This is a genomic window from Xanthobacter dioxanivorans (assembly GCF_016807805.1).
GTDB lineage: Bacteria > Pseudomonadota > Alphaproteobacteria > Rhizobiales > Xanthobacteraceae > Xanthobacter > Xanthobacter dioxanivorans.
Genome location: NZ_CP063362.1, coordinates 3,648,623 through 3,661,640, shown reverse-complemented (window position 1 = coordinate 3,661,640; position 13,018 = coordinate 3,648,623). Strand labels below are relative to the sequence as shown.

Below are 13,018 nucleotides of genomic sequence, written 5' to 3'. Positions count from 1 at the left end.
GTGCCTCAGCTCACCGCCTGCCAGCGGCCGTCCTGCGTGCGGCAGGCGGCGCCGCGGGCGATCTGCGGCCGGTTGTCGATGTAGATGGTGTGGGAATAGTCGCGGCAGCTCTGGAAGCCGGGCCGGCTGTAGGGCGGGCCGGCGATCACCGTGCCGCGCGCGCCGTTCTCGCCCTTCCACCCGACCGGGTAGCCGGGACCGCCGGTCTCCAGCGCGGATACCTCGGCGTCATAGGCGCGGCGGCGATCCGCCTCGTCCAGCCCGTTGCCGATCCCGCCGCTGATGAGGCCGCCCGAGACCGTCCCGCTCATCACCGGTGCGCTGGGCAGCGCCGCAGCGGCGGTGAGCGAGCGGCCGCCGGACGCGCCATCGCTGGCACAGCCCGCGAGCCCCACAGCGAGCAGCAAGGCAGCGGGCAAGCGGGCGGACACCATGCGGACAGCCATCGGAACAGGTCTCACGCGGGAAGCTGCAATAAGGCGAGAATCGGGCGAACAATTGGGGCGAGAAGGAGGCTGGCCCTGTCATAGGCGCTGGCGCGGCGAGGGGAAAGAGGACTTTGTGCGGCTCCTGTGGCGACAGAGCCGCAGCGGCGTCGGCCCGACGGCACCACTGGCGCTGCGGCATCACGGTGCGGAAGCGGGAGGCGGCGCGGCTGCCGCGGGAAGCACGATCTCGGTGCGCAGCCCGCCGATGGGAGCGGAGCTCAGCTCGAACCGGCCGCCATAAAGCAGCGCCAGCTCATGCACGATGGACAGGCCGAGGCCCGAGCCGGGCTTGGATTCGTCCAGCCTGCGGCCGCGCCGGCCCACGTCCACCCGCCGGGCGGGATCGAGGCCCGGGCCGTCGTCGTCGATGATGATGTGGAAGAAGACGCGGTCGCCGAGAGACCTCGCCCGCCCCACGCAGACCTCCACCTCGACGCGGGAGGAGGCCCACTTGCAGGCATTGTCCACCAGGTTGCCCACCATCTCCTCGAGGTCCTGCTCCTCGCCGCGGAAATGCACGTCGTCGGCGATCCGCACGTCGATGGCGAGATCCTTGCCGCGGTGGATCTTCTCCATGGTCCGCGCGAGGGAGGTGACGATGGGGGTGACCTCGCACACGCTGGCCACCACCGACACCCGCGCCGCCATGCGGGCGCGCTCCAGATGGTGGGCCACCTGGTCGCGCATGACGCCGGCCTGGTCGCGCACCTTCACCGCCAGCGGGTCGTCGCGGGTGCCCGCCTCGTTCATCAGCACCGAGAGCGGGGTCTTCAGCGCATGGGCGAGGTTGCCCACATGGGTACGGGCGCGCTCCACGATCTCCTTGTTGGCGTCGACGAGGGCGTTCACCTCCTTCACCAGCGGCACGATTTCGTCGGGATAGGATCCTTCGAGCCGGTCCGCCTTGCCGGAGCGCACGTCGGCGAGCACCTGCGAGATGCGCGAGAGCGGCTTCAGGCCGAAACGCACCTGCACCAGCACCACCAGAAGGAAAGCCGCCGCCAGCACCACCAGGGTGCCCGCCAGGGCAAGGTTGAAGGCGGCGATCTCCTCCTCGAGCTCCGAGGCCACCGCCGCCACGCAGACCACGTAGCGCTCGTTGGCGCCGAGATCGACCTCCCGCTCGACCATGCGCAGGGTCTCCCCGTGCGGGCCGCGCGCATAGCCCTGGCGCATCAGGCCGGGACGGGCGGTGATGCCCTGCTCCACGAGCGCGGGCAGCACGCTGCCCACCAGCGACCGCGAGGTCCGGCGGCGCGTTTCGCCCTTGGAAACCAGGGAAATCTGCCAGTACCAGCCGGAATTGGGAAAGGCGAACAGCGGGTCGCCCAAGGCGACCGGATCTGGAAGCGCCTCGTCGGCGGCATTGGCCACCTCGGCGACGATGGTCTTCAGGTAGACGTCGAGCCGGCGGTCGAACGCGCGCTCCGCCGCGTTCCGGTAGAGGGACGAGAGGACGAGCCCCACCGCCACGAGCACCACCAGGGTGATGGCCATGGCCGACAGGAACAGGCGGAAGGCGAGGGAGCCGGGTGAATATTCCGCGGGCCGCGGCGCCGGGTTCATGGGCTCTCCCCGCCGGTCAGCGCGGCTCTTCGGGCGCGGCGAGCAGATAGCCGAGCCCGCGCACGGTCTGGATCACGTCGCAATCCAGCTTCTTGCGCAGGCGCCCGACGAATACCTCGATGGTGTTGGAATCGCGATCGAAATCCTGGTCGTAGAGATGCTCCACCAACTCGGCGCGCGAAACCACCCGCCCGGCATGATGCATGAGGTAGGAGAGGAGGCGGTATTCGTGCGAGGTGAGCTTCACCGGATTGCCGTCCACCGAGACGCGGCCGGAGCGCGTATCGAGCCGGACCGGCCCGCAGGAGAACTCGCTCGAGGCATGGCCGGTGGCACGCCGGAGCAAGGCGCGCAGGCGCGCCAGCACCTCCTCCATGTGGAAGGGCTTGGCCACGTAGTCGTCGGCGCCGGCATCGAAGCCCTGCACCTTGTCGCTCCAGCGGTCGCGGGCGGTGAGGATCAGCACCGGCGTGGTCTTGCCGGCCCGCCGCCAGTTCTCCAGCACGGAGATACCGTCCATCTTCGGCAGGCCGATGTCGAGGACGATGGCGTCGTAGGGCTCGTTCTCGCCGAGATAGTGGCCCTCCTCGCCGTCGAAGGCACGATCCACCGCATAGCCCGCGTCGCTCAGGGCGGCGACGAGCTGTCGGTTGAGATCGGGATCGTCCTCGATCACCAAAAGGCGCACGGGTCCCCTCCGGCTGTTGGGCATCCATTAAGGGAGAAGCACCAAGAATGACAGAGGCGCAAGGCCCTGTCAGCGCCGGTGGCGGATGCGGGACGCGGCGCGGCGCCGCTCCCCGCCCCTCAGCGCCAGCCGCACAGGCGGCGGCCCACGGCATTGTGAGCCTTCGCCTGGCGGATGGTGTCGTCGGTGTCGGCGACGGACCAGCGGACGGGAGCGGTCGCGCCGCAATAGACCTTAGTCGCGCCGGAACCCGTCGTCGTCGCGCAGCCGGCGAGCATCGCCGTCGCGAGCAAGGGCAGCATCGCGCGCGCCGCGTGCCGCATCCAGGGATTTTCGGGCATTCTCTTCTCCTTCCTCGATGGCATGGGCGTAGCCCCGCTGGGCGCCCCGGCGCTGGGCAAGCGCGAGGACAAGGGCGGCACCCGCCGCCAGCGCCGCCCGCACCCCGGCGAACCGGGCGAGCAGCACGACGGCGGCGAGGCCGAAGAGGCCCCAGATCCACCAGGGGATCACGTAGCCGAGCACGTGCAGGAGCGTCGTCACGCCGCGCCCTCCGTCTGGCCGCCCTCAGCGGGCAGAAGGTCGAGCACCGCGGCGCGGCGCGCATCGGCCCGGGTGCTCCACCAGACGTAAGCAAGGCCGCCGAGGCTGAGGGCGAGGCCGGCCAGCGTGAGGGTGGTGAACACGGCGGCGAGGGTCGAGGAACCGGCGGCGAAGGGCTCGATCTGCCGCGCCGCCTCGGCGACGGTGGAGGCGGCAAGGCCCCCGGCCACCGCGCCGGCGCCCTTCGCCGGCTGGGGGCCGGCCGGGCGCTGGACACGGGCGCCTTCGCCCCCTCCCCGTCGCCGGTCGCCGCCACGGGCACCGGGGTTGCCGGCCGCGCCCCGGCGGTCCACGCCTTGCCGGCCTTGCGCACGTCGGCGACGCGCCGGGCCCAGCCGCGGCCGAAGACCGGCCAGGTGGACAGCGCCTTCAGCATGGCGAGGCGGCGGTCGCAGATGTCGTCCACGAGCCGGCCGGAGGAAGCGGGGGCGCGGGCCGCCGCCAGCGTCACCTCGCCCACCTGGCCGTCGGCGGGAAGCCCGAGGGCGCGCTGGAGCCACTTGGCGGACTGGGCGGGGCCCGAATTCACCGCGCCGTCGAACACCACGTAGTCGATGCCCGGCGGCAAGTCGTCGGCACGCACCGCGTCCCAGTACTGGCGGCGGTAGATCTCCTCGAGCTCCGCCTGCGTGATCTCCCGGACCGGGCGCAGCGCAAGGCCGCGGGAGCGGCGATAGCCGTCATACACGCGCTGGATGATCCCCTTCATGGTCGGGCCGCCGGGGTCCGCGGGATGGTTGGAATAGCCGCCCTCATGCACCAGCACGAGCGAGAGCGCCCGGGCGAAATTGTCCTTCATCGCTTCCTCTATGGCGTGAGGCCGGCCGTCGAGCGACGGCGAAGCCCGGCGCGCAGGCGCGCCGGGCGGAGGATGGAACCAGGCGGCGGCATTGGCCGCCGGCAGGCGTCACAGGTCGAGGAGACCGGCCCTCAGGGCGCTGTAGAGGTGGCCGGCGAGGTAGTCGTGGCCATCCGGCGAATAGGGGTGCACGCCATCGGCCGAGGTATTGAAATCGGCGTTGCCGGTGCCGGTGGTGGTGCCCACCTTGCCGGAGCCGGTGACCCAGGGCGCGGGTCCGACACGCCCGGTTCCGCCGGCGCTGTTGGTCCAGGCGCCGCGCGTCACGTCGACGTCGATCCAGGGTCCGGAGATGGTCTGGAGGACGGGGAGAATGATGTCGTGCTTCGCCAGGCCCGATCCGTAGTAGGAGGTGCTGGGCGTCCACACGCCGACCGTGGCGATGACCGCGTTGGGCAGTGCCGTGCGGATCGAGGACAGCACCCCGCTCACGCCGGCCGCAAGACCCGTCGTGCTGTCGTTGATGCCGCCCGCGACGATCACCAGGTCCGGGCTCCCGACGACGATGTTGGGCACCCGGGCCAGAAAGGCGTTTCCGCCCGTGCCGCCGGTGATGTAGCCGCTTCCGCCCCCCGCGGAGAACGAGAGCAGCGGGAATTCGGCCTTGCTCACGAGCGCCAGCGCGGCTTCCGCGAACGGTCCGCCGTTGGCGTTGGACGAGGTGCCCTGCCCGTAGCTGTCGCTCATCGTCGCGATCTTCACCTGCGGCGCAAGGTCGATGGGCGCGATGCTGTCGGTGGGTCCGACGGAGACCCCGGCGAAGCCGAAGGTGATGCCGTAGCAGACGATGTTGCGCACCGCGCGCGTGCCGAAATCAACGGTCAGGCGCACCACCGCATACCCGGCCGCAGGCGGGATCTGGATCGGCGAATCAATCACCAGCTCGCCGTCGGCGAAGATGGTCCAGCTGTCCGACGAGCGCGCCATCAGCTCGAACTTCGAGCCTTCATAGCGAAAGGCCAGCGTGGCCATGTTGACTTTGTCGGTATTCGAGGCGTTCGGCTGATAATACTGGACGCCGGTGTTGAAAAAAGTGGTCCAGCTGGCGCCGTTGTAGACGGAAAAATTTCCGCTCGGCAGGAAATGATCCACCTTGCTGGTGATCTGCGACGTGCCGCTGCCGGAGGCCGTCGGCGCGCTCAGCGTGATGGTCGCCGGGGACGCGGGATTGGCCGGCCGCTTGCCGGAGGCGCCGCTGAAGGTTTCCTGAAGCTTGCGCAGGGAAGAAGATTTGAAGTCGCGATAGTATTTCGTCATGGTTTCCTCAATTGAAATAGTAGTTGGGGACGAGGATCAACTGCCCGTCATCGTCGAGGACCAGTTGTCCGTCGTCGTCGATGAGGACGGCGTAGCCGGGCGGAATCTGGGGCGTGCAGATGCAGGTGCAGGGCACCCCGCAGAGCGACACGCCGAGACTGAGTTCCATGTCGGAAACCTCTCTGTTTGCTCGGTTGCGGAAGACACGGCGCCGCCCTCGCCGCCCCGGGGATCGGGGCGGTCGGGGCCGGCGCAGCGGTGAAGGGGGAGCGGTGAAGGGGGAGCGGGCTGGCCTGCGGGCTCAGCGATCGGCGAGGGCGAAGACGCTGAGGCCCGTGGCGGTGCTGCCGGTCGCCCAGACGCGGCGGACCTGGCAGGGCGGCAGCGGCAGCAGGCCGGGTGGAGCGTAGAGGGTCACGAAGTCACCGTCGGCGGCGCCCACGGGGGTGATGCGGATGCTGGCGACGCCGCCGGCGACCGAGGCGGCGACATAGACCCACAGCGCCTTGGCGTAGGGGTCGAGATCCTGGGTGTCGGAGGGAACGACGAGGCGCAGCTGCCGCGCCGGGGACGACAGGGAGGACGCGAGCCCCTTCAGGGGGTCGCGCGCGGGATCGTAGGGCATGGAGGGTGCTCCGGTGTGGAAGGCTCAGGCGCCCGGAACGGCGCAGAGGAGAAGGTGCAGGGCCACGCGCACCGTGCCGCCGGTGAAGCTGCCGCCGTTGGCGGTGAGGCGGACGGGCGTCGGCGCGTAGAAGGCGGCCGGGCCGATCACGCCCATGTTGGTGGAGCCCGCCGCGGCGCCGAGGCTGCCGCCGAACTTCGCGGCCTCGCCAGAGATGCCGCAGTCGTAGGATGTGGCGCCCGTCACCGCGACCAGGGTGCGGGTGGAGACGCCGAGCACGATCGCCCGGTTGGGGATGGCAAGGCTGGTCTCCGCATAGGCGCCGGAGAGGACCACGTCCTCCTCCGCGACCCGCGCCTCGATGCCCCCGCCATGCGGGCTCGCCGCGAGCGGCGACACCCAGGCGCCGCCGTCGAACAGGGCGAGCCGCCCCTCGTCGCGGATGAAGGCAAGGAAGCCGGCGGCCACGGGAAGGAAATCGAACACCCCGGCCTCATGGGCGGCGATGCGGCCCGCATGGCCGGCGAAAACGCCGCTCGCGCCCGCCGGCACGAACCAGCGCCCGCCCTCGGGCGGGGAGGCCGGAGGGGCGGTGGCGCTGGCGCTCTCCAGCACCAGCTGGACGAAGGCATCGAGGCGGCGGATCGCCTCGTTGTGGGTGACGTGCTTCTGCGCCTGGGCCGCCGCCATATAGGGCAGCGCCAGGTTGGCCGACTGGTCGGGCATTTTCGGAACCTCGGGGATGGACTTGAAAGGCGCGCCTCCGCCCTCGCCCCGCCCCGGTGGTGCGTGTCGCGCAGCAGGCATGCGGCATCCGCCGGCGCCGGCATCAGGCCGGCCCGGAGACACCCGTCAGGGGATGAAGCGAAAGGTCAGCCGGCGGGGCTGAGGACCAGGAAATAGGTGCCGCCGCGCACGGTGGTCGCGGTGGCGCTGACCGAGAGGGTCGCGCCCTGGAGCACCACGCCGACGCGGCCGCGGCCGAACGGCACATCGATCCGCACCGGGCTATCGAGGCGGGGCGGGCGGCCCACCGCCTCCTTTTCCCGCGCCTGGATGGCGCTGGCGAGGTCGATTTGCGCGCTGCGGCCGTCCGCGGCATCCACCTGCACCATGTTGTCTTCGACGCTGGTGGTGATGCCCTCGATCGTGCTCACCTGCTGGCGCCTGCCGAAGCCCACCATGAACGGCCCCAGCACGCGCACCCCGCCGGCCTCGGCGATGAGGGCCGGGCCGGTCTTCACCGAGACGGAGAGGCGCGGATCGGGCGCCGCCTCGGCACGGCCCATATCGCGCGGGAAGCCGGTGATCTTCATCTCGATGGCCGCAAGGCCCGGGTGCTGCTTCTGGCGGAAGGGATCATCGTCGCGGCCGGCGAACAGCGGCGCGAGGGCTGAGAACCCGTCGTGCCGGCCGAGATAGCGGATGATGGACTGCGCCTGCGCCCGCTGCGTCATGTCGAGCTTGCCGGCCGACTCCGGCACCAGCCGTCCGTTTTCCACCGCGCCGGCGGAGGCGAGCAGCGCCGTGAGCCGGTGTGCCTGGTCGCGGTTGGCGAGGGCCGTCATGCCGAAGGGCCCCGCCGCAAAGGCGAGGCATAGCACCAGCAGCACGCCGGGGATGAGGCGCAGGTCGCCCCGGCCCAGCCTTGGCGCAAAGACAAACGTGATCAGCGCGAGCCATGCCGCCACCAGCAGCAGGTGCCCGCGCTGGGCGGTGAAGCCCAGCGGCTCGATGCGCAGCCACAGGGCCGCGCCGAGCAGGACCAAGGGCACCACCAGCAGCGGGAACCACGCCGCGCAGAACAGGTCCACGAGCCTGCGGCCCTTGCCGCGCTCGTGCTGGAGCATCATGAACACCGCCGTGCCGATGGCGCCGAAGATCGGCACGTAGCGGCCGATCTGGCCCACGGGCACCGCCCCCTGCCAGGCGATGCGCGTGGCGTAGGCGATGAGCACCGCGCCGAAGACGAAGAGCAGCGGCACCATCACCCACCGCGCCACAGTGAGCGGTGCGCTGACCTCGACGAAGGGAGAAGGATCGCCCTCTCCTGGCAGGGGAATCTGGCTCAGCCAGATCACCGGGGCGACGAGGCCGAAGGCCACCGGCATCACATAGGTGGTCGCCCACGACGGAGCGAATCCCATCGGCCCCACGGCGAACAACACCCGCACCGCGCCTTCCACCAGCATGATGCCGATGACCAGCACGGCCGCGCCGAGGAGGGCCGTGCCGGCCCCGCTTACGGTGCGCGCGCCGTGTCGCCAGAAGGCGGCGGCCTGCCCTTGTGCGAAGCCGGAGGGGGCGAGCAGCACGGCGCAGGCGCCGGCGATCAGGAGGAGCGACAACGAGGAGTGCGTCACCGCCGGAAACGCCGCCAGCGCCATGAACGAGGCGGCGACGAGCGCGGTGAAGAGGTGGCGGCCGAGAGCCGACCAGCCCCGGCCTTCGGCGAAGAGCGCCGCGGCGGTGGCGAAGAGGGCGCCGACCCCCGCGATGGTCGCAATGCGTGGGACAATCTCGGCCAAAGCGGGCAGCCGCGCCGCCAACTTCAGCACCAAATAGGACGTGGCGAAATGCACCGCCAGCGCGGCCACGGCGAGGAGGACAGGAACCGGAAACCGCACCAGCACGCGCGGCACGGCGCGCCCCACCCCCGCCCATCTCGCCACGTCACGCCCCTCCGCTGGAGCGCGCCGACCGGCTTGAGTCGCAAGCTGGTCGGATAACGCGTCCATCTTAGAGTTAGAGGACCATTCCCCGAGCAGGTTGAATCCATTCGCCCGGTGAATCGCCCTCCAAGCCAAGGCTTAGCTCCGCCACCACCCCGGCACAAGTTGCATGACGCAGCAGCACCTGCCGGCTCGCGTGCAGGAGGAGCGCGGCGGATGACGCCTCCTGTTCCTGGAGGCCGAGGGGTCAGACGGCGAGGATCGCCGTCTTCGCCTCCCCCGCCCCCACGGTGGCGGAGAGCTGCGCCACGCGGACCGCGAGCGTCGCCTGCGGCCCGCCGAAATCGGCGATCTCGTCGGCCGCCGCGTAGAGCGCCTCGGGCACCGTGACATCGAAGCTGCGCACCACGCTCGCGCCGGAGAGGATCTCCACGCGATAGGCCTCGCTCGCCTCGCCGAGGGGCACTTCGAGCGCCTCCCATCCGTCGCCGCTCAGCCGGGTCCGGCGGATGAAGGAGAGGGCGATCCCCGCCCCCGTCCGGCGCGCCCGCACATGCACCGGCGAGAGCGGGCGCAGGGCGGTGGCGGCCACGGTGGCGGAGACTTGCGTGATGTCCTCCGCGCCATGGTCGTCCCGCGCCGAGCCGACACGGTAGACATAGGACCGTCCCAGCGCCGAGAGGCCGCTCGCCACCGCCACCAGCGTGCCGTCGAGCCGCACGCAGCGCGTGCCGGCGGGCCAGTCGGCGGCCCCCGCCGCCTCGGTGCCGGCGAGGCCGCGCAGCAGGCCGGAGAGGCGGAAGGTGGCGGCGTCGATGAGCTCCGCCTCAGTGAAGGCGATGACCTCCAGCGGCCGCCCCTCCGCCACCAGGGCGAGGAGGTTGGCGCCGCCCAGCACCTCCTGTTCGCTCGCCGAGACCAGCAGCGAGGATTGCAGCGCCACGTCCAGCGTGGTCTGCCGGTCGAACCGCCACAGCGGCCCCGGCGACAGCGCCGAGAGCAGCGTGCCGAAGGTGGCGGAGGCGGTGACCGGCGCCACCACGTCGAAGCTCGCCCCATCGCTGGAGCGCCAGATGGCGAGGGTGCCGGGCCAGGGCGTCGCCGCCGCCAGGTACTGGAGCGGCACAGGCTCCACCTCCGACAGGGCCGGCAGGTCCAGCACCATCACCGCCGGAGGACCGGAGGCGCCGGGCAAGGCGACGGAACCATCGGAGGCCTCGGCGAGGGCCGCGTCGAACACCTCCGGCTCCACCGATCGGGCGCTGACGGAGAGGGCCTCCGCCTCCTCCACGCGGGTAATCTCCAGCAGCCGCTCCCGCCCGTCGAGGGCGAGGCGCACGAGGTCGCCGGGCACCAGCACGAGGCGCGACGGCGGCAGGGCGAAGCTCACCGTCTCGCGCCCCGCCCACAGGTCCTGCAGCCACACGTCGGCGGCGCGCACCATCACCGCGTCGGAGGCGACCACGGCGAGGTCGGCCTGCGTCACATGTCGGCTCGCACCGGCGAGGCGGCGCGAGGACACCGTGGCGCGGCGATAGTCCTTCAGTCCGTCCACGTAGCCGACGCTCACCTGGAGCGGCAGCTCGCTCTCCTGCGCCCGCGTCACCGCGACCAGCGGGCCGTCGTCGGAGCGGACGAGATCGTCCACGCCGATGTCGGTCACCGCGCCGGTCCCGCGCGGGCGGAAGACCATGTGGCCATCCTCCTCCCCCGCCTCGAAGGCGAAGGCGCGGGCGAGCGGCTCCAGCGCCGCGCGGGCCGGCATGGGCTGCTCCACCACATAGCCCTCCACCGCGCCGGAAAGGTCGCGGCTGACCACGTCGGGCACGCCGAAATCGGCGCACAACGTCGCCACCAGGCCATCCAGCGGCGCGCCACCGAGGCGGCCGGTGAGCCAGTGGCCGGTGGCCCAGTTGGCCCCGTCCGCCCACACGTCGGCGGCCACGGGAAACTGCGGATAGGGCCGCGCGTCCCAGGTCCACAGGAACACGCAGCCGGCCTCCACCATGCGGCCCTCGTAGAGGCTCGCGGGCGGATTGTCGGTCGTGCTCGCGCCGGCACCGGGATCGAAGGTGGCGAGCACCGCCTCGATGGCCCGGCGCTGGATGAGATCGTCCCGCGCGCCGGAAGAGAAGGGCGGCAGGGCGGTCTCGGCGGACTTGGCATCGGGGAAGGCGCTCGGCCGGTTGGCGCCCTTGTCCACGGCGGGACAGCCCGCCTCCATCAGGCGGATCGGCTTGCCGCCGGGCACGAAGGCGGTCGGCAGCGACAGGCGCGTGCCGCCGATGCGCTCGTGATGCGCATTCGCCCACCACGACCACAGGTCCTTCTGCCGATACACCCATGGCTCGCCATGGGCACCGTCGGTGATGGGGGTGCGGTCCTGCGCGGCGCGGGCGGCATCGTCCGCATAGAACCAGTCGAAGGCCTCGCCGCCGCGCAGATTGGCCTTCAGATAGGCGCGGTCGTGAATGTCCTGCGCCAGCGCCGCATCGAGGTGGGCGGCGCCGTCGCGCCAGTCGGCGAGCGGCGGGTACCAGTCGATGCCGACGAAATCCACGGCGGGGGCGCTCCACACCGCATCGAGGGGAAAGCGCACGTCGCCATCGGCCATCGCCTGCGCGCCGTATTCGGTCCAGTCGGCGGCGTAGGACACGCGGGTTGCCTCCCCCACCACCGCCTTCACGTCGGCTGCGAGCTGCGCGAGCGCCTCGGCCGCCGGGAAGGCGCCGGTCTCGTCCCTGAGGCGTGTGAGCGCGGCGAGTTCCGAGCCGATGAGGATCGCCTCCACGCCCCCCGCCGCCACGGCGAGATGGGCATAGTGGAGCACCATGCGGCGCAGGCTCCATTCGCCTGGCCCGTGATAGAGCACGAGGCCGCCGAGCCGGGTGAAGTCGTCGGGCGCCGCGACCCCGAACAGGGCCTCGACCTGTGTCCGGCAGGCGGGCGTGCCCTCCACCGTTCCCGGCCGCCCCGGCGCCGGATCGCACACGATGCGCCCGCGCCAGGGATGGGCCGGCTGGAAGGCCGCGCCCGTCCACGGATCGGCCAGCGCGTTGCCGGCGGGGATGTCCATCATGAGGAAGGGGTTGAGGGTGACCTTCAGCCCCGCCTCCGTCATCCGCTGGATGGCGCGCACCACGCTGTCGTCGGACGGCGAGCCGCCATAGGCCGCCCGCCCCTCATATTGGGAGACGGCGGGGGCGGAGAAGCGCGTCTGCCCGGCGACGCTCCATTGCGCCGGGGCCGTCTGCTTGTTGAAGCGCTCGCATTTCGGCTGCACCTGGCACGTTCCGGCGCGCAGGTCGTCGCCGAACCAGGAGACCACGAGCGACACGCGCTCCAGGTTCGGGCAGGCGCCGAGCAGCTGGTCGAGGGAGGCCTCGAAATCGCTGAAGAAGGTGGTGACATGGCGGTTCTCCGGGCCATAGCTCGCCTCGCCATAGACCTGCCGGATGTTGCGCGTGTCGTAGCCGAACTCGGTGGCGCCGGGGATCAGCGTCACCGCCTTCACCTGCCGCTCCAGGGCGCCCACCGCGCGCTCCACCTCCACGGTGATCTGCGGCAGGCGATTGCCGTAGTCGGTCAGCTCCAGGTTCTGGAACACCACATGGGCGACGCCGCGATAGGCCGGCGTTCCGGCCTCCCCCTGCTTCGCCGCGATCCACGGATCGGGCGCCTCGTCCTCGCCGCCGAGATGGAAGGAGAGGTGCAGGCGGCGGGTGTCGAGCAGCTTGCCGTCCGCCCAGATGCGGCCGATGCGCGAGACCGGCCCCTCGCAGAGCGCCACGGCGAAATTGCCGTAATAGGTGTAGGTGGTGGTGGAGGCCGAGAGGCTGCCGCCCTTGCCGCCGGCGGACTGCGTCTCCTCCTTCTTCACCTCCTTGAGCTTCGTCGCCCAGATGACCTGCCCGGCGACGCGCGCGCGGCCATAGATGCGCGGCAGCGGCGCGCCCTCGGTGGAGGCCATCACGTCGAGGTCGGTGAGGCGCGGGCCTTCCGCGTGCCGCGAGCGGTTGCCGCCGAACAGCGCGCTGTCGACAGCCGCGCCGCCGAGCGCCCCAGCGCCCGCCCCGCCACCGCGCCGATGGGTCCGAACAGCGCGCCGCCGATGAGGCCGCCGGCCGCGCCGAGAAGCAGGGTCGCCATGGGGATGTCCTTCGGATTGGGGGGCGGGGCGCGATACGTCGGGGACGGGGTGAGACGGAGAGGGCGTGCCCTAGTGGCAAGCACCGGGGTGCCCCCTCTCCCCTTGTGGGA

General features: G+C 71.6%; 10 protein-coding genes and 2 pseudogenes. All 12 read right to left on the bottom strand.

The genetic code is table 11. The features are described 5' to 3' along the window. Positions 1 to 5 precede the first annotated feature (5 nt). Positions 6 to 446: a hypothetical protein gene (locus EZH22_RS17050; protein ID WP_203191727.1), complete on the bottom strand. Its 441-nt coding sequence runs from the start codon at positions 444 to 446 to the stop codon at positions 6 to 8. A 180-nt stretch (positions 447 to 626) separates the two neighbouring features. Next, positions 627 to 2,054: an ATP-binding protein gene (locus tag EZH22_RS17045; protein ID WP_203191726.1), complete on the bottom strand. Its 1,428-nt coding sequence runs from the start codon at positions 2,052 to 2,054 to the stop codon at positions 627 to 629. Positions 2,055 to 2,070: 16 nt separating this feature from the next. Then, a complete protein-coding gene (locus tag EZH22_RS17040; RefSeq protein ID WP_203191725.1) occupies positions 2,071 to 2,742 on the bottom strand; it encodes a response regulator transcription factor in 672 nt (223 codons plus the stop codon). A gap of 234 nt (positions 2,743 to 2,976) precedes the next feature. Beyond that, positions 2,977 to 3,285 carry a hypothetical protein gene (locus tag EZH22_RS17035; RefSeq protein WP_203191724.1) on the bottom strand — a complete coding sequence of 103 codons (309 nt, stop codon included), beginning with the start codon at positions 3,283 to 3,285 and terminating at the stop codon, positions 2,977 to 2,979. After that, on the bottom strand, positions 3,282 to 3,638 hold the full coding sequence (locus EZH22_RS31895) for a hypothetical protein (RefSeq protein WP_231711013.1): 357 nt from the start codon (positions 3,636 to 3,638) through the stop codon (positions 3,282 to 3,284). The genes EZH22_RS17035 and EZH22_RS31895 overlap by 4 nt, the downstream gene beginning before the upstream one ends. Before the next feature lie 89 nt (positions 3,639 to 3,727). Beyond that, positions 3,728 to 4,054 (bottom strand): annotated as a pseudogene (locus tag EZH22_RS31890) (glycoside hydrolase family 108 protein); the annotation flags it as partial. Between the two features lie 198 nt (positions 4,055 to 4,252). Further along, positions 4,253 to 5,461 (bottom strand): SGNH/GDSL hydrolase family protein, encoded by a 1,209-nt coding sequence (locus EZH22_RS17025; RefSeq protein WP_203191723.1) that lies wholly within the window; start codon positions 5,459 to 5,461, stop codon positions 4,253 to 4,255. A 7-nt stretch (positions 5,462 to 5,468) separates the two neighbouring features. Beyond that, positions 5,469 to 5,630: a hypothetical protein gene (locus tag EZH22_RS17020; protein WP_203191722.1), complete on the bottom strand. Its 162-nt coding sequence runs from the start codon at positions 5,628 to 5,630 to the stop codon at positions 5,469 to 5,471. A 132-nt stretch (positions 5,631 to 5,762) separates the two neighbouring features. Then, entirely contained in the window at positions 5,763 to 6,086 is a 324-nt protein-coding gene (locus EZH22_RS17015) for a spike base protein, RCAP_Rcc01079 family (RefSeq protein ID WP_203191721.1), read from the bottom strand. 24 nt (positions 6,087 to 6,110) lie between these two features. Further along, positions 6,111 to 6,812: a DUF2793 domain-containing protein gene (locus EZH22_RS17010; protein WP_203191720.1), complete on the bottom strand. Its 702-nt coding sequence runs from the start codon at positions 6,810 to 6,812 to the stop codon at positions 6,111 to 6,113. Between the two features lie 146 nt (positions 6,813 to 6,958). Next, positions 6,959 to 8,758 carry a DUF4153 domain-containing protein gene (locus tag EZH22_RS17005; protein ID WP_203191719.1) on the bottom strand — a complete coding sequence of 600 codons (1,800 nt, stop codon included), beginning with the start codon at positions 8,756 to 8,758 and terminating at the stop codon, positions 6,959 to 6,961. A gap of 247 nt (positions 8,759 to 9,005) precedes the next feature. Then, positions 9,006 to 12,907, bottom strand: a pseudogene (locus EZH22_RS17000) (baseplate multidomain protein megatron). Between the last annotated feature and the right edge of the window lie 111 nt (positions 12,908 to 13,018).